General features: G+C 61.9%; 15 protein-coding genes and 1 pseudogene. 8 read left to right on the top strand and 8 right to left on the bottom strand.

The genetic code is table 11. From position 1 onward, the window contains the following. Positions 1 to 96: 96 nt before the first annotated feature. On the bottom strand, positions 97 to 477 hold the full coding sequence (locus BHQ40_RS20820; protein ID WP_070157727.1) for a response regulator: 381 nt from the start codon (positions 475 to 477) through the stop codon (positions 97 to 99). Positions 478 to 718: 241 nt separating this feature from the next. Beyond that, positions 719 to 1,447 carry a Crp/Fnr family transcriptional regulator gene (locus BHQ40_RS20815; RefSeq protein WP_083277068.1) on the bottom strand — a complete coding sequence of 243 codons (729 nt, stop codon included), beginning with the start codon at positions 1,445 to 1,447 and terminating at the stop codon, positions 719 to 721. Positions 1,448 to 1,535: 88 nt separating this feature from the next. On the opposite strand from BHQ40_RS20815, the gene htpG reads away from it, so the two are divergent. After that, the gene (gene htpG, locus BHQ40_RS20810; RefSeq protein ID WP_070157726.1) at positions 1,536 to 3,422 is read left to right on the top strand and encodes a molecular chaperone HtpG; all 1,887 of its coding nucleotides are present in this window, start codon (positions 1,536 to 1,538) and stop codon (positions 3,420 to 3,422) included. A 1,392-nt stretch (positions 3,423 to 4,814) separates the two neighbouring features. Here the strand turns inward: htpG and BHQ40_RS20805 are convergent. From BHQ40_RS20805 to gntA, 5 genes and pseudogenes are all read right to left on the bottom strand, one after another. Beyond that, positions 4,815 to 5,609: an alpha/beta hydrolase gene (locus BHQ40_RS20805; protein ID WP_070157725.1), complete on the bottom strand. Its 795-nt coding sequence runs from the start codon at positions 5,607 to 5,609 to the stop codon at positions 4,815 to 4,817. Positions 5,610 to 5,962: 353 nt separating this feature from the next. Further along, a complete protein-coding gene (locus tag BHQ40_RS26780) occupies positions 5,963 to 6,568 on the bottom strand; it encodes a dicarboxylate/amino acid:cation symporter (RefSeq protein ID WP_253183428.1) in 606 nt (201 codons plus the stop codon). A gap of 97 nt (positions 6,569 to 6,665) precedes the next feature. Beyond that, positions 6,666 to 7,283: pseudogene (locus BHQ40_RS26775) on the bottom strand (cation:dicarboxylate symporter family transporter); the annotation flags it as partial. Continuing rightward, entirely contained in the window at positions 7,214 to 7,810 is a 597-nt protein-coding gene (locus BHQ40_RS20795; RefSeq protein ID WP_070157724.1) for a DUF1989 domain-containing protein, read from the bottom strand. The pseudogene BHQ40_RS26775 and the gene BHQ40_RS20795, both read right to left, overlap by 70 nt. After that, positions 7,807 to 8,493, bottom strand: a complete 687-nt coding sequence (gntA, locus tag BHQ40_RS20790) for a guanitoxin biosynthesis heme-dependent pre-guanitoxin N-hydroxylase GntA (RefSeq protein ID WP_070157723.1) — start codon at positions 8,491 to 8,493, stop codon at positions 7,807 to 7,809. The genes BHQ40_RS20795 and gntA overlap by 4 nt, the downstream gene beginning before the upstream one ends. 229 nt (positions 8,494 to 8,722) lie before the next feature. Here gntA and BHQ40_RS20785 point away from each other — a divergent pair, with 229 nt between their 5' ends. Continuing rightward, positions 8,723 to 9,154, top strand: a complete 432-nt coding sequence (locus tag BHQ40_RS20785; RefSeq protein ID WP_070157722.1) for a DUF1810 domain-containing protein — start codon at positions 8,723 to 8,725, stop codon at positions 9,152 to 9,154. 145 nt (positions 9,155 to 9,299) lie between these two features. Here BHQ40_RS20785 and BHQ40_RS20780 read toward each other — a convergent pair whose 3' ends face one another. Then, positions 9,300 to 9,803, bottom strand: a complete 504-nt coding sequence (locus BHQ40_RS20780) for an SOS response-associated peptidase family protein (protein WP_070157721.1) — start codon at positions 9,801 to 9,803, stop codon at positions 9,300 to 9,302. A 59-nt stretch (positions 9,804 to 9,862) separates the two neighbouring features. Between BHQ40_RS20780 and BHQ40_RS20775 the strand changes: the two genes are divergently transcribed. From BHQ40_RS20775 to BHQ40_RS20750, 6 genes are all read left to right on the top strand, one after another. After that, positions 9,863 to 10,525 carry an SOS response-associated peptidase family protein gene (locus BHQ40_RS20775; protein WP_070157720.1) on the top strand — a complete coding sequence of 221 codons (663 nt, stop codon included), beginning with the start codon at positions 9,863 to 9,865 and terminating at the stop codon, positions 10,523 to 10,525. 93 nt (positions 10,526 to 10,618) lie between these two features. Then, entirely contained in the window at positions 10,619 to 11,395 is a 777-nt protein-coding gene (locus BHQ40_RS20770) for an ImuA family protein (protein WP_070157719.1), read from the top strand. After that, entirely contained in the window at positions 11,313 to 13,136 is a 1,824-nt protein-coding gene (locus tag BHQ40_RS20765; RefSeq protein ID WP_171905914.1) for a Y-family DNA polymerase, read from the top strand. The genes BHQ40_RS20770 and BHQ40_RS20765 overlap by 83 nt, the downstream gene beginning before the upstream one ends. Then, positions 13,136 to 16,420, top strand: coding sequence for an error-prone DNA polymerase (locus BHQ40_RS20760; protein ID WP_070157717.1), 3,285 nt, complete (start codon positions 13,136 to 13,138; stop codon positions 16,418 to 16,420). The genes BHQ40_RS20765 and BHQ40_RS20760 overlap by 1 nt, the downstream gene beginning before the upstream one ends. Further along, entirely contained in the window at positions 16,407 to 16,679 is a 273-nt protein-coding gene (locus tag BHQ40_RS20755) for a hypothetical protein (RefSeq protein ID WP_070157716.1), read from the top strand. Before BHQ40_RS20760 ends, BHQ40_RS20755 begins: the two co-directional genes overlap by 14 nt. Continuing rightward, entirely contained in the window at positions 16,676 to 17,119 is a 444-nt protein-coding gene (locus BHQ40_RS20750; RefSeq protein WP_083277067.1) for a thermonuclease family protein, read from the top strand. Before BHQ40_RS20755 ends, BHQ40_RS20750 begins: the two co-directional genes overlap by 4 nt. Positions 17,120 to 17,178 lie beyond the last annotated feature (59 nt).

Raw genomic sequence — 17,178 nt, 5'->3', positions numbered from 1 at the left:
TTCTCGCTTAGCAGCCATTATAAACTGCCAAATGCAAAGTCGGCTGACTGAACGACGACTGAGAAAGCGCTTTGGCAGTCACTGCCAGTTAAAAAATCAACCGTCTATCATTGCGCGAAGCGTTTCGGCGACCTCCGCAGTATCATAGGGTTTTGGGAAGAAGCGCGCATGCGCCGGCATGTCGCGGGCCGATGGCCTCTGCGCGCCCGACACGATGATGAAATGGAGCGGCGGCCAGCGATCATAGGCGTAGGCGGCCAGTTGCAGGCCATCCATCGATCCCGTCATATTGATATCAGTGAAGACCACCCGAATATCAGGGTGGGCCTCGAGAATGACAATCGCCTCATCGGCCGACGAGGCCTCCCGCGCCCTGTATCCGAGCTCCTCAACGAGGCAGACAGCAAGTTCCCTCAAAAGCGGTTCGTCTTCCACCACCAGGATTTCCCTTTGGTGGCTACTGCTCGTCTGCCGCATGCGTCGTTCATCCTGCCTGTAGGGTAGGATCATGGATCGGGCAGGCGCCCCGGTTCAATGTCGTCGCGATGGCCTTATCCGCGCTGGGGCACGGCCAAGAACTGGGAGAACTCCTACCAACGTACATTGATCCACATTAAAAGCATTTCCTCGCCTCTGAGCGAAAAAGCGCAACCTCGAGCAGCCGGCTCCGTAGCTAAGATGCGATGGAAAAGGGCCTGTCAGGACACTACCGGCATCCTCAATCTCGCAGCCAATCGGGGTCATGGACCCACTGGCGGGTAGGCAGAGGCACGAAATCGCGCATGGCATCGACATCGGGAATGTGGATCGCCTGCCGGTTCCGCGCGATGAGCCCTTCAGCTATCAATGCCTGCAACATGCGGTTCACATGGACTGAGGTCAGCCCGAGAATGTCGCCGACATGTTGCTGGGTCAGTGGCCAGCGGATCAGGCCGTCCTTGCATTCTCCGCAATTCTGTAGCCGGTCGTGAATATGTAGGAGGAAAGCTGCCACGCGCTTCAGGGCCGGAATCCGGCCCACCGAGGTCAACCGGTCCATCAGGAAAATCCGTTCCTGCTGGGCGCAAAGGAAAAGGGAGAGGCCGATCTTCGGGTGAGTATGGAAGATCCGGGCAAGCGACCGCAGCGGGATCGAACTGATCGTGGCTGGCGTGACGCTCCACAAGGTCTCGGCAGCCGTGGTCAGCACCATGCTTGGTGCTCCAAGAATGTCGCCAGGAAGATGGACTTTCACCACCTGATTATGGCCATCGGGTAGGTCGAGGCCACTCAGAACCCAGCCGGCTTTGAGGACGTAGATTTGATCGACCGGCTCGCCTTGGCGGCGAATGACTGTTCCCCTTGCGATCTCCCTGGGCGAAGAGCAGGACATCTTCAACGCATCAAGCTCTTCCGCATCCAAATCGGAAAATTCCGCAACTCGGAAGAGAGGTGGCGCGCCCGTCATGCTTTTTCCTACCAAACCCGATCACCTTGCAAAATAGAAACAGCGCCGCCATTTCCGCGCCGTTCGATTTTGCACGGGAAGGAGTATCATGACGACCGACACCGCAGGCACGCCGGAAACCCACGCTTTCGAGGCGGACGTGTCCAAGCTGCTGCACATGATGGTGCATTCCGTCTATTCTGACCGCGACGTATTCCTGCGCGAACTTATCTCCAACGCGGCCGACGCCTGCGAGAAGCTGCGCTATGAGGGGATCGCCGATCCCGCGCTGCTGGGCGACGATCCGCAGCCGCGCATCAGCCTGATCCTCGACGCCGAAGCGGGCCGCCTGACGATCGAGGATAATGGCATCGGCATGACCGCAGCCGACATGGGCGAGACGCTGGGTACCATCGCACGCTCGGGCACCAAGGCGTTCATGGATCGGCTGGCGACGGACGCGGGCAAGGCGGACTCGCAGCTGATCGGACAGTTCGGTGTCGGCTTCTATTCCGCCTTCATGGTTGCGCGGGAAGTAGAAGTTTTCTCCCGACGCGCAGGTAGTGACGCAGCCGCGCGCTGGAGTTCCGATGGTCTGGGCACCTACACCATCACTCCGGTCGAGCTGGCCGACGCGCCGGTGCGCGGGACTCGCGTCGTCCTGCACCTCCTCGACGATGCGAAAAGCTATGCCGAGCGCTACACCGTTGAGCGCATCGTGAAGGCGCAGTCGGGCCATGTCCCCGTCCCCATCACCCTTTTCGAAAAGCCCGAAGCAGAGGGCGCCGCCATCGCCGATGGCGCAGCCCTGTGGCTCAAACCAAAGGCGGAGATCAGCGAGGAGGATTATGCGGACTTCTACCGCCGCGTCACAGGTCAATATGACAGCCCGGGCCGCACGATCCACTATCGCGCCGAGGGTCGCTATGAGTATTCGGTCCTAACCTTCATCCCCGGCACCAAGCCCTTCGACCTCTTCGATCCGGATCGCAAGGGGCACATCAAGCTCTACGTCCGCCGCGTGTTCATTACCGACGAGGCTCAGGTTCTGCCGCGCTACCTGCGTTTCGTGAAGGGGCTGGTGGATTCGGCCGACCTGCCGCTCAACATGTCGCGCGAGATGATTCAGGACAGCCCGGTGCTGGCCGCGATCCAGAAGGGCGTGACCGGCCGCGTTCTGAGCGAACTCCAGAAGCTGGCCGACAGCGATGGGGAGGCCTATGCGGAGGTCTGGGAGAATTTCGGCGCAGTCCTCAAGGAAGGGCTCTACGAGGATTTCGAACGGCGCGAGGCGCTCCTCGCCCTCGCCCGTTTCAAGAGCACGACCTCAAACGGCAGCTGGCGTTCGCTCAAGGACTATGTTGCGGACCTCAAGGACAACCAGACTGCCATCTATTATGCGACCGGCAGCGACCTTGACCGGCTCGCCACCTCGCCACAGATCGAGGGTTTCCGCGCCCGCGGGATCGAGGTGTTGTTGCTGCCCGATCAGGTCGACAATTTCTGGACGACGATGGGCATCGACCATGAAGGCAAGCCCTTCAAGTCCGTAACACAGGGTGCGGCCGACCTCAGCCTCATCCCGCTGGCCGAAGGCGCGGATAAGGCCGCAGCGGCGGATGCGGGCGCGGTGGATGGCTTCCTCGCTTTCGCCAAAACGGCGCTGGGCAATGCGGTGTCAGATGTGCGCGCCTCAGAGCGCCTGACCACCAGCGCCGTCTGCCTCGTCGCGCCGGAAAGCGGCATGGATCGGCAGCTGGAAAAGCTGCTCGCCAGCGCCGGGCAATTGCCGCAGGCCGCCCTGCCCGTGTTGGAGATCAATCCGGGGCATGCCCTGATCCAGAAGCTTGCCGCGACCGACGACGGCGATGCGCTCAAGACCGATTTTGCCCACTTGCTGCTCGATCAGGCGCGCATCGCCGATGGCGAGCAACCCAGGGATGCCCAAGCCTTTGCCGAGCGGCTGGACCGCCTCATGAGACGCGCCGTCGGCTGATGCTATAGCCGCTCCTCCCTTCTCGGCGGAGCGGCATAGAAGTCGGGCCGTCCTGATTAACTGCGTTTTACACATCATCGGAACCGCATCGACCCTTATACGCCGTTCAGCTGCTAATTTCTCTTACTCAACTGCAGAACAGCAGCTTTTCGAATGAAGGCACATTCGGGGTCGAGCAATTGGGGTGGCTAGCGGACGTTCCGGTTCGGCATTTCCCTGATCAATGATCCGACCTCCCTTCCTTCCGTTCGCTCATAAAAGCATTGCCGCTGTTGCGGTGTAGCATTTGCGTCCAACCTATAAGCAGGACCAAGGGGGAGCCCTTCGAGCGAAGTAGGCATTTTCTCGCGTAAAACACGGGTGCCACAAGCCTTCGCGCTCCGCTGAACCTCCCGCCAGCTTGGATGCGCAGAACGCGTGTCGGGTGCCGCTTGCACCGTGGCATCGAGAGCAAGGGAGAGGGTGATCAAAAAAATCTGCCGCATAGTGACAAAATAACTGCAAATCTAAACGACGGCTATCTGTCATCGGCAAAAGTCCATGAGCGTCCAAAACTGTTCGACGACTGACCGGCAGGATTGCGCTGTCAAGCAATCAACAGAATGATCCATTTTCGTTCGAATAAATTCACCGCCGCCTAATTTGACCCTTGGTCGCCATTTAAGCGCCCATTTTCCTTTCTCAGGTGCGGTTCGCCCACTTCCCCAGCCTGGACGGCCAAAACTGGCCATTTCAGACTGTTTGGTCCTGGGCGACCTGCCCGAAGAAATGACTCATCGCTCCACATCTGCTCGATTTGTTACGGCTTGCTACCAGTCTACAGACCGGCCAAGGCTAGCCTTGTTTATATGTGCAAGTCTTTTGGGGGAGAGCACCATGACCGTTACTCAAGCAGAGGCAGCTGCGCAGTTGCGTACGTTGGGCGTGCAACTAAACCAGCAGGTTGCTGCAAACGGATGGAATGCCAACGCACCATATTCTACAGCCATTACGTGGCAGGGCCCTCCGTTCTCAATCGCTGAATATATCGCGTGGTGGGGCAGATTCGCCGACGCCCGAACATGTGTCCCCTGCCAATCCGGCCGCGACACAAAGGCGTCCGTGTCGCTGTTCAATCGCCGCGGCAGCAAAGACAGCCAGTTACGCTGATTTCTGCTCGGAACTAATGGAATAGAATTGTGCAAACAGGTTCGCTCCTGTTCGCCAGGGATTGCCATCGTCCTGACCAGCGGGTACAGTCATGTGCTCGCAGGCGACCCGCAGCATGGCTTCGATCTGCTGCAAAAGCCTTATTCCGTCGAAGAGCTGTCGCGCGTCCTACAAGCTGTCCAAAGGAAGTCGCCTAAAGGGCGACGAGCAACCCCGCAACGAAGCGGGGCGGGCTGCTGCAGTTCAGGCGAAATTGGGCTGCGGTTTTACGGCTGATGCGCCGTTGCGCTCGATGAACTGAAGCGCGGCCTCAACAACTTCCTGCCAACCCGGCTCATTTGCAATGTAATGGCTGCGGCCCGCAAATGGCAGGAACTCGGTGACACTTCCCGCATCGGTGTAGCCCTTCCAGTTCTTCTCAGTGAGGTGAGCCGGGATGATTTGATCTTCCTCGCCGCCGATAAGCAATAATGGCGTGTGCGGCGCATCGAGATCAATCTTGCCATCCGATCCCATGCAATCACGCAGCACATTGCGGCTGTCGTGTGTGGCTGTCGCCTCAAACTCTCGAGCCGCGTCGTCCTCGTTCAACGTGTTGGCGAAAGCGCCGTGAAAGGTTTTGGCATCCATCAACACGGGATCATTGCCCTTTAAGGGGTTAGCAATAATCGCGCTATTTTTGATGAAACCCCAATCCAGATCGATCATCGCGTTGGGCGCGACTGAATTGGCGGCGACACCAGCGGAGAGCAATCCCTTAGCTGTCAGAAGCTGAACGATCAGTCCGCCGACCGAATGCCCGATTAGGACAGGGCGGTCGAAGCGGCGAACCTCTACCTCGATCGCGCTAACGACATCGGCAAGGTGGAGGTCGCCAAGTCCCGCAGGCGGATTGGCGCGGAGCGCACTTGGCTCCCCATCGTGCATGGGCCAGGCTGGCGCGGCCACATTATAGCCCTTTGCGCCAAAATAGTCGGTCCACTTGTTCCAGCTCTTGGGATTTTGAAACATGCCATGGACAAAGATGACGTCGGTCATGAGAGCGCTCCTGTATGATATTCTCTGAACCGCCAGTAAGGGCGTTCCGTTCCTGCCCTGTTTTTCGCGATGCGATGAGCGGCGCTAGAATCCCAGTCTGCACAAACGCGAAGGCGAATTGATCCGTCGGTGAAGATGAACGCGAATTTGCGCATTACGGGAGAAGCGCTTAGCCACTGACAGCATCAGAGCATCAGCTTCTTTCGATCTGGCCTGAGGAGCAGGCTGGTAGGAATGTCCCACAACCCGCCAAAAGTGGTCATCTTGAGCGAGCCTGAGACAATAACGAAGCGCCACCATGTCGCTTGCTAATGTCAGCGAGTGCTAGCCCAGTGACCACCTGACTTTGCGCATCAGTTAAGCGCGGTTTGGTCAGTAACGCTCGCCAGCGCAAGGTCCGCGGTGACATTACCAATGGTTCGAAACATGTCCGGGATCGTCTCGACAGCTAATAGCAATGGTAGAGCCTCGATCGGCACGCCCACGACGAGGCAGATGGGGCCTGTGGTCGCAAAGAAGGTCGTCTGACCGGGAAGGCCCACAGCGGCCAGATTTACTAGTGCGGCGACCGCTGCTCCAATAGCGAGCTGCGCTATTCCCAAATGCATGCCGCCCAGTGCGGCAAGATACAGCGCGACGCCCAAGTTCGCCGCTGGGCTGGTGAGCCGAAACAGCGAGATTGCCAACGGAAGGACTATACTGCGCGTTTCCGGCCGCACGTTCAGTTCCACATCGCACGCGCGGATCATGGCGGGCAAGGTGGCGATGGACGATTGGGTGCTGAGCGCGATAAGCTGCGCTGGCAGCGCGGCGCGCGCAAATCGCGCGGGCTTCACCCCACCGAAGAGATACGCTCCCGGATACGTCAGAATCGTCATCGTCAGACATACTATTACGATGAAGCCTATATAATGGGCCAATGTTGCGACGGCCGCGAAACCTGCATCGCTGCCGGCCATGAAACCCAGCGCGAAAACACCAATCGGCGCCAACCAAAAGCACCCAACCGACAATCGCCATCAGCACGTCGACGATATCGGCGAAAAGGTCGAGAAAGCGCCGGCGCCGTTGTTCTAGGAGCCGCGTGGCGGCGAAGCCGAACAGGAGCGCGAACAGGACGACGGAAACAACCTGCCCTTCCACCGCTGCGGCAAGCGGGTTCACCGGTATGAACGAGACCAGCCAATCGGCCGAGGGCGCTACATCTGGAATGGCCGCGTCCGCCGCATGTCCCGCGAGGAGGGCTTCCCCGCGCATCGCCGGTGGCCACCACGACAGCAACACGCTGCCCCAGACGGCTGTGATCGCGGCGGAAGCGCATAAGGCGATGGCGATGAACGCCAATGTCCGCGCGGCTATACCACCCCGCATCGCCGTCCCGGTCGCCTGTGCGATGCCGGTTACAAGCAGGGCGAAGATCAGGGGAATGAGCGGCATTTGCAGCGCGTTGAGCCAGGCCTTGCCAACTGGCTCCGCAATGCTCTTCCCAATCGCCTGATATCCGGGTGACGCGAGACCAAGGCCTATCCCCAGAAGCAATCCCAAGGCGAGGCCCAGCAGCGTGCGGACCGTCAGCGACACGGTCTCACTTTCATCGTTTAGTCCTAGCTCTCGGTCTCTATCCGATAGTGGATAGGCTTGAAGCTGCCGCCGTTCGAGTCCGGAGCCGAACATGCCGTAAGGCCCACCACCAGATCCAATTCGGCTCGGAAGGTGATGTAGTCCCCCGCCTTGCTGATGGGCGGCAGGACGCGAAGCTTGCCGTCCGCCTCGACAGGCACGTTCATGAAACAGTTGAACGCGACCGGAATGGCATCTGGCTCGACGCCATAAGGAGCCAGCGCCTCGGCCAGATTGCCGAAGCAGCCGCGATGCGGCTCAAGATCGGGATAGAAATGGAGAAAGGTGTCGATCGAACAGGGGGTCAGCAGGAAATCATGCCGTCCGACGCTGTCATCGACGATGGTGAGCATCGGCTTGGAGCGATTGGAAAAAACGATATTGCCGGTGGTGAGAGTGATCGTCTCGGCATAGTCGAGCGTGCGTCCCGACGAGATAACCTCGCGCATGTCTTCCGCATTGAAGGCAAGAAGATCCGAGACCTGTCCGCCCTTGGGATCGATGACAGTCAGTAGCGCTCCCTTGGACAAGGTGAAGGCGGTGCCACTGCGCTCCGGAATAATCACGGCGTCGGTGCTCAATCCTTGTCTCCATGATATTCGAAGGGCGCTTCCCAGCTTTCGTCTACACGGCGCCCGGAATATTGTCGCGCCTCGCTGCCTTCGCCAAAGCGCATCAGCATGGGGTTGCGCGATCCGGCGAGCGCTTCATCGCGCTCGAGAATCTTCTCGCGCATGCCTTCATATTTGCCTTGCTCCCGGAGCTTCTCGAACTGGTCATGCAGGTTAAAAACCAGCGTGGGATAAGGGAAGCGCCGCGCCGGGCGGCTTGCCTGCGGGTGCAGTCCCACGATGAAGAATGCCTCGCCGCCGAAGCTGAGCGAAAAATGCGGGTTGGTGGGGTCCGGGCTGACCCGGGTGTCGTAGCTCAGCCCGCGCCAAGCGTCCTTGTCGCTCAGAGACTGCGCGCGCGCCCAAAGGTTGCGCTCGAAATCCTCTTCCGAGAGATCGCCCGGGCCCTCGAACACCACGGCGAAGCTGCGGAACAGCTCGGGCTGCTTCTGATATTTCGTGGTGAAGGTGAGCAGCGCGTCATGGATGCGGAGGTCATCCCAGGCGCTGGTAATATTATCGCACGCCAGAACGGCGAGATTGCCGCGCGCTAGTGCCGCCTTGGCACCCACACAGGGAAACTGGCTGTTGCTGATCTGATCGTACAGCTCGGCTTCAAGCTGCTCCTGTGAGCGATGTCGCCAGGGAAACATGATCTGTAAGTGACTCCCGACCTGATTATTCTCGCGCGGCGAAGGCCTCATGAACGTGCCGCGTCATCGAGCGTTGCGCGGCTTGATCGGGATCAATATGATTTTCGCGCGTTCGGGTAGGATCCGCAGGAACGATCCCGCGGCGGCGCCTCTTTAGGCGCGCGCTTGGAACTTTGGTCATTGAGCAAGGGTTGGGGAGGTTCGCATCGCGGGAGGCTTGTGCCCCTTCATGACGGCTGACACATTATTGAACCGATTTCTGGAAGCGCAAGCGACCCTATACGAAGGCGCGCTCGATGAGATACGGCGCGGGGTGAAACGCTCCCACTGGATGTGGTTCATCTTCCCGCAGCTTAAAGGCTTGGGCCGCAGTCCAGCGTCAGATTATTTTGGCATTGCCAACATTAATGAGGCGCGCGCCTATCTCGACCATGCCATACTCGGCGAGAGGTATCGCGAAGCCGTGGCGGCGTTGCAGGCGCTCGAAACGAGTGATCCGGTGGTGGTGTTCGGACAGGTGGATGCCATGAAGCTGTGCTCTTCCCTTACGCTTTTTGAAGCCGCGCGGCCACTGCCCCTGTTCACTCTGGCGCTTGACCGATGGTTTGACGGATCCAGGGACCAGGTAACGCTGGAGCGCCTAGACGGCGCGATAGCTTAAGGGACTCGCTCTCTGGGTGCACCCAGACCAAGTCAGATTTGGATGCCCGCTTCCGTGCGCTAGAAAATCGCTGTCCAACGGCAAAAGATCGGGGCGCCAAGCAGGTATTTGAAACCTATTGCGCGGCGCTACGGTCTGCCGGCTTTTAACGTCCTTGCGCGTCGATTTCTTCGATCACGAACGTATGCGCTGACGGTGTCCCAAGTAGCTCATGCTCTGATACACTACCCTGCAGCCAAGCCATCGCCTGCCGACGCTCGATCATAGCGCCGTGACGGTCCTGATAGCGGACGACATCCTGCCCAGCAGCGACAGTAATCACCTTGAAGGCGAGCGGCCAGCCCGCCAACTCAGGCTCCCATACACCGGCCAAGTAAAAATGATTACCGTCATCGCGCGTGACGCGATAATCCTTCTTGCCCACATTCATCCGGAAATCTGACACCGGAACGAGGCAGCGATGGATCGGGAAGGTCTTTCCCTCAGATTGCACGAACCGATACTCGATGCCGTCGCTAAACCTGGGATTGGTGCCCCAGCGCGCATTGACTAACTCCTGTTTGCCAGAACCATCGGGCTTCACGCGAATTATGTGATGCGTGGTGCCTTCCGCCGCATCCAAGTCGAACGGTGTGGGGTTCAATGCCATGACGAGAACATATATGGAACATAATTGAGTCGCAAGCAAGGGAGCGCTGATCCGCCAGCATGTGTAACGACTACCGCCAGGAGGTAGAGATCGCCTCGATCATGGAAGATTTCGATGATCTCGAAATCAACATCGAGACGCCCGAAGGCGTACCCGACGATAATCCGCGCTCCGACATCAGAATGACCGACATGGCGCCGATTGTCCGCGCCGTGAATCGGCCGCCGGGCAATTATCGCGCCGTTGGCGAACTGGTTTCCCGCCGCTGGAGCTGGCCGGGCAAACAGGGGCCGGTCTATAATTTCCGGACGGAAGGGTTCGGTGGGCGTGCGCCCGATCTCAGCAGCAATCGCTGCCTGGTGCTGTGCGACGGTTTCTACGAGTTCACCGATCCCGTCGTGCCGCGGCCGAAGGACAAGCGGCTCGACAAATGGCTTTTCACCATGCGGGATCATCGCTGGTTCTGCATGGCCGGGATCTGGCGCACCGATCCCAAGGTCGGAGAAGCCTTCACGCTGCTGACCATGGACGCGGGGGACGACATCAAGTCCTATCGTCACCGCCAGATCATTCCTCTGACCCGCGACCAATGGGCGGACTGGCTCAACCCGGACGTGCCAGCAGAGAACATCCTCACCTATCTTCCGACAGGCACGCTCGAAGTGGCCCAGGTTTACCCGCCGCCGCCGACCGAACCGGAGCAAGCTACGCTTGCGCGTTGATCACTGACGCGAGAGCGGGCCATCGCAACCCGCTTGACGAGCGGCCCTGACTTGTCGGAACATAAAGGGAACATTTGAGTCGTATGCTGGTCCATGTCGTCACCTTTGCCCTTGCCCGATCGGCCCTCGGCCGAGCAACTCGCGTCGCTGCGCGCGAATCTGTCGCGCTCCTGTGCGACGGGTGGACCGGCGCTCGCATTCGGCATCACGCAGATCGACGACCGGCTTGTCGATCATGGTCTCGATGGTACCGGCCTTCATGAATTCGCAGCTGCCACAGCGAGCCTGAACGACGATGCCGCCACCACCTTGTTCGCGGCCGGCATCGCCGCGCGCTTTGCCAGCAACGGCGGTCGGACGGTCCTGTGGGCTCTCTCTAAGTTCGATCTGTATGCGCCGGGTCTGGAGCAGGTCGGTCTGGGGCCCAATCGCATCCTCTATGCGCAAGGCAGCAAGGACGCCCAGGTCCTGGCAATGGCCGAGGATGGCCTGCGCGATGGCTCGCTCGCCTGTGTGATCGCGGAAGTGAAGGCAGCCGACATGACCGCGACCCGGCGGCTCCAACTGGCAGCGTCTGACGGCAAAACCCCGATGCTCCTCTATCGCAGGCATCGCACCCGCGGGCGCTGTCCTTTGAGCACCCTCTCGGCAGCGATGACCCGGTGGCGGATCGGCTGCGCGGAATCCTCGCGACTCCCGCATCCCGGCGTTGGTCGCCCCCGCTGGTCGGTGGAGCTTGTGCGCCAGCGTGCCGGCAACCCGTTCACTCTCGAGCTGGAGGCCTGTGATGAACAGGGTCGCCTCGCTTTTCCTGCCACAGTTGCCAATCGAGCGGCTACGCGCAGGAGAGCGGTCGCACAGGCCGCCTGAGCCCGCGCGGACTATCCCCGCGGCGCTCGCGCCTCCGATCGACGACAATCCTGGCGCCTGCTCGGTCCCGCGTGGCGGTGGCTGGCGGCCCGGCGCGCATTGGGCGCGGGACGGCACCATGGCAGGCAAGCCGAGCAAAAGCGAGATCGAACGCCTGCCTGCTCATCAGCGCCCAACCATGCGCGAGATGGGCCGCCGCAGCGAAGCTGCCGAGCACCCGTTTCGGACTTTGCCGGGCGATGATGGCGTATCCGGCTCGTCACCTGCGCGGGCACCGACGCCGTTGACCTGGGCCGACCTCTGGGGCCGGTCTACCATTGTCATCGCGCGAAGCGGTCAGAAAGAAGTTGTGACGGCCGCTTGTCGGCACGCGCTCGAACTTGGCCTGCGGCCGGGCATGGCCGCCGCGCACGCCCGGGCATTGGTCGCCGATCTGGAGGTGCTGGACGCTGAACCGGAAGCCGATCGCGCCTGGCTCCATCGGCTTGCCCTCCATGCCGCCCGCAAATGGACGCCCATAGCGGCGGTATCAGGACCAGACGGGCTGTGGTTCGACCTCACCGGGACCACCCATTTGTTCGGCGGAGAAGAGCGCTTCTGCCGCCGCCTGCTTGACTTTCTGAAACGGCTTGGCTTCGACGCCTCCATTGCGATCGCTGGTACACCGGGCGCGGCCTTCGCCTTGGCCCGTCATGGCGGTGTGCCCATCACGATATTGCCGCCCGGCACCGAAGCAGAAGCCCTGGCACCTTTGCCGCTCGCGGCGCTCCGGCTCGAAGCGTCAGCGCTCGCGACAGCTGCGCGCTTCGGCCTCGACCGCATCGCCGATCTCTATCCGATGCCGCGCGGCCCCCTGGCGCGGCGGCTTGGCCTCGCGACCGTCGAACGGCTGGATCAGGCCCGTGGCATGATTGCCGAGCCGATCGTCCCGGTCGTGCCTTTCGAGCGGCCGGAGGTCTTGCGGCGTCTGCTCGAACCGATCGGTACGCCCGAGAGCATCACCCAGGTCATCTCCGATCTCGTCGACGATCTAATCCTATTGCTCCGCCAGCGCGGACTCGGTGCGCGCAAGGTCGCCCTGACGCTCGACCGGGTTGATGGCGAGGTCGAGAGCCTTGCCGTCGGCGCCTCGCGGGCGACGCGTGACGGCAGGCATCTGAAGCGCATGTTTGCGCTTCGGCTCAGCAAAATCGAGCCGGGGCTCGGCATTGAGGCGATGCGCCTCATCGTGCCGCATAGTGAGCCGCTTGGCGCCAGCTCCGTCGCGGCGCTGATCGAGGATGGTGCACGCGCACCCGATCTCGCGCCGCTGGTCGACCAGCTCGTGGGGCGATCCGGTCCGTCGGCGCTGTTCCGCATAGCCTCACGCGAGAGCGATGTGCCGGAACGCGCGGTCAAACAGGTCGAGCCGCTTAGCGAACCCCAAGGCTGGCCGGCATGGAAGCGGCCAGCGCGGCTGCTGGCGAGGCCCGAGCCACTGCACAACGTCATCGCGCTGCTGCCCGATCATCCGCCGCGCCGGTTCACCTGGCGCCGGCAGGACTATCGCGTCATCGCCGGGGATGGTCCCGAGCGTATTCACGGCGAGTGGTGGCGCCGGCCCGGCGAGCTTTGGGCGGTGCGCGACTATTTTCAGGTCGAAACCGAAGGAGGGCTGCGCTTCTGGGTCTTCCGGCGCGGCGATGGGGTCGACCAGCCGACCGGCGATCTCACCTGGTACATGCATGGGGTCTTCGGCTGATGGCAAGCCCCGACACGACCTATGTCGAACTCCAGGTCACCAGCCATTTCTCGTTCCTGCGTGGCGCATCCTCGCCCGAGGAGCTATTCGCCGCTGCCGCTCTGCTCGGCCATGGCGCGCTCGGCTTGGCCGACTGGGGCTCGGTCGCGGGCGTGGTGCGCGGTTGGGACGGCCAGAAGGCGACCGGCTGCCGGATGATACCGGGCGCAAGGATCGTAACGCGCGAGGGCCATGCCCTGCTACTCTATCCGATCGACCGTCCGGCCTGGTCGCGCCTCACCCGCCTTTTGTCGATCGGCAAGGCGCGCGGCGGCAAGGGCTACTGCCTGCTCGATCTCGCCGATATCGCGGCCCATGCCGAGAATATGGTCGGCATCCTCGTGCCGGACATGCCCGATGCGCGCACCGCCGCGCAGCTCGGTGACGTGCGCGACGTCTTCGGCATACATGGCTATGCCGCCCTGTCGTTCCGGCGCAGGCCGGGCGACATTGCCCGGCTCCACGCGCTGGACGCAATAATCCGGGACGCCGGGCTTCGTGCGGTGGCGACCGGCGACGTGCTCTACCACACCTCCGAGCGTCGCCCGCTTCAGGATGTGGTGAGCGCCATCCGCGAAAAATGCCCGGTCGAAGAGTTAGGGTTCCGGCGCGAACGGTTCATGGACCGCAACCTCAAATCGCCGGAGGAAATGGAGCGGCGCTTCGCCGCCTTTCCGGATGCGGTCCAGGCCAGCGCCGACATCGCCGGCATCTGTCGCTTCGACCTTGGCGAGATCCAGTATCAATATCCCTATGAGCAGGTGATGGAGGGCCGCACCGCGCAGGAGGCGCTCGCCTGTCTGACCGAGGACGCCGCCATCGCGAAGTTCCCGGAGGGCATCCCCCAACGCTATCGCCACCAGATTGACCATGAGCTGCGGCTGATCGGCGAGCTTGGCTACGCGCCTTATTTTCTCACCGTAAACAGCATCGTTGCCGAGAGTCGGCGGCGCGGCATCCTGTGTCAGGGGCGTGGAAGCGCGGCCAATAGTTGCGTCTGCTATTTGCTGGGAGTCACCTCGATCGATCCGATCCAGCATGAGCTGCTCTTCGAGCGGTTCGTATCCGGCGAGCGCAAGGAGCCGCCCGACATCGACGTTGATTTCGAGCATGAGCGGCGCGAGGAGATCATCCAATGGATCTACGAGACCTATGGTCGGCATAGGTCGGCCCTAACCGCCGTCGTCACCCGCTATCGCACGCGCGGCGCAGTCGCCGAGGTGGGCAAGGCGCTGGGGCTGCCGCGTGACCTCACCAAGATGCTAACCGGCCTCGTCTGGGGCTGGTCCATGGACGGCATCCCTCAGGACCGGGTCGAGAGTCTCAACCTCAATGCCCAGGATCATCGCCTAAAGCTGACGCTCGACCTTGCGCGTCAGCTGATCGGCACGCCGCGCCACCTCTCACAGCATCCGGGCGGGTTCGTGCTGACCCAGGACCGGCTCGACGATCTCGTGCCGATCGAACCGGCGCGGATGGAGGACCGGCAGATCATCGAATGGGACAAGGATGATATTGACGCCCTTAAGTTCATGAAGGTGGATGTGCTTGGCCTCGGTATGCTGGGCTGCATGAACCGCGCTTTCAACCTCCTGGAGGCCGACAAGGGCATTAAGGTCGGCATGGCCGACCTGCAGGACGATGATCCCGGCGTCTATGCGATGATCCAGAAAGCGGACACGCTCGGCGTCTTCCAGATCGAGAGCCGCGCGCAAATGTCGATGCTGCCGCGCATGAAGCCGCGCCAGTTCTACGATCTTGTGATCGAGGTGGCGATCGTGCGGCCCGGCCCCATTCAAGGCGACATGGTCCACCCTTATCTTCGCCGCCGCGAGGGCAGGGAAAAGCCCGAATATCCCCGGCCCGAACTGCGCGCCGTGCTCGAAAAGACGCTGGGCGTGCCTCTCTTTCAAGAGCAGGCCATGAAGGTCGCCATTGTCGGGGCCGGATTCACGGCAGTCGAAGCCGATCAGCTTCGCCGCGCCATGGCGACCTTCAAATTGACCGGCGGGGTCAGCCATTTCTACGACAAGCTTGTCGGCGGGATGGTCGAGCGCGGCTATCCCAAGGATTTTGCGGAAAGGACGTTCAAGCAGATTGAGGGGTTCGGCTCCTACGGCTTCCCCGAGAGCCACGCCGCCTCGTTCGCGAAGATCGCCTATGCCTCATGCTGGATGAAGCATCATCATCCCGACGTCTTCTGCGCGGCCCTGCTCAACGCGCAGCCCATGGGCTTCTATGCGCCGGCGCAGATCGTCGACGACGCCCGCAAGCATGGGGTCGAGGTACGTCCCGTGTCGGTCAATCACAGCCATTGGGACTGCACGCTAGAGAAGACCAATGGGCGCTATATGGCGGTGCGGCTCGGCCTGGGTCAGATCATTGGTCTCGCGAACGTGCATGGCGCGGCGATCGTCGCGGCGCGCGGGCCTGCCGCCTATGAGAGCGTCGAGGAGGTCTGGCGCCGCGCAGGTGCGCCCCGCGCCGCGATCGAGAAGCTCGCCGAGGCCAACGCGTTCCACTGTATTGCCGAGAACCGCCGTCAGGGTCTCTGGAAGGTCAAGGGGCTCGGCGAAGCGCCGTTGCCGTTATTCGCCGCGGCCGATGCGCGCGCCAATGACGGGAGGGGCGGATTCTTGCCCGAAGGCTCGGAGCCCGAAGTGGCGCTCCGGGCGATGACGCAGGGCCGTGAGGTTGTCGAGGATTATCGCTCGACCGGGCTGTCGCTGCGCGGGCATCCGCTCCAGTTCCTGCGCTCCGAGCTCGATGCCATGCGCATCGTCAAATGCGCCGATCTCAAAACTATCCGCGATGGGCGCAACGTCGAGGTCGCGGGCGTGATCCTCGTGCGACAGCGGCCGGGCTCGGCAAAGGGCGTCCTGTTCGTGACGATCGAGGACGAGACCGGCGTCGCGCAGGGCATCCTCTGGCCCGATCGGTTCGAGATTTACCGCCGCCAGGTTATGTCGTCGTCGATGATAGCGATGCGCGGGAAGCTCCAGAAGGAAGGCGAGGTCATCCATGTCATCTGCGATCGCATCACCGATCATGATGCGATGCTGCGCTCGATCGCCGGACGGGAGTTTCGGGTGATGCCCGGCCATGGCGACGGGGCGACCCATGGGGGCGGTCCCGATCCACGCGATCCCGGCATCCCGCGCGGCCAAACGCTGTCTTACCCGCCATTCAATGCCGTGCTCACCGAGGAAGACCTCGTCCGCATCCGCAGCCATGACTTCCATTGATGCTGAAACGCGTAAGGCAGGGACGATCCGGCGCGCGCTCAACGTCCTGCGCGAAGCGACATCGGCGACCGGCAAGACCCAGACCCGAGGCGTGGCACTGGCGCTGTGGAATCTGCGGCTATGGTGCCCCGACGAATGGCTCGTCTCCTTCTGGGAGGCGGCCGGCTCGGATCATGAGATCGGCCGCAGTCAGGGTCTGCATGCCGCTTACAACGGCATCGTCCGGCAGATACGCAGCCAAGGCGACCAAGTGCAATGACGTCTTTCCCTTCCTACATAGGCATATCCATGACCGCTCGTCTCGTTGCCATCATCGTTGCCTGCATTGCCGGTGCCTGGGCTGCCCCAGCACTGGCGGACCCCTGCGACGGTATGCTGCCCACGAAGGGAACGACGTTCTCCGGCGTGGTCCGCTATGTCGGCGACGGCGATGGCCTCTGCATCGGCCCCGCCGGTCGGCCCGATCGCTGGATCGAGATCAGGCTTGCCGATTTCTACGCGCCGGAGCTGCACGAAGCCGGAGGCGCTAAAGCGAAGCGCCGCCTCGAACGGGTCGCCATGGGGAGGACGCTGGTCTGCCACGCCGGACGCCGCAGCTATGATCGCATTGTCGCGGTCTGCACGATCGGAGGACGCCCACTCGGAAACATGCTGCGCGCTGCCGGCGGCCAAGAGGGTGGCCGGGGGAGGTCGAAATGAACGCCATGCTCGATCTGTTCCACACGCCGGTTGTGCCAGGCTTGGCGATGCGCACCGAC

Origin of the sequence: Sphingobium phenoxybenzoativorans (assembly GCF_001757355.1) — a bacterium.
Lineage (GTDB): Bacteria > Pseudomonadota > Alphaproteobacteria > Sphingomonadales > Sphingomonadaceae > Sphingobium > Sphingobium phenoxybenzoativorans.
This window is presented reverse-complemented; position numbering and strand designations above follow the sequence as displayed.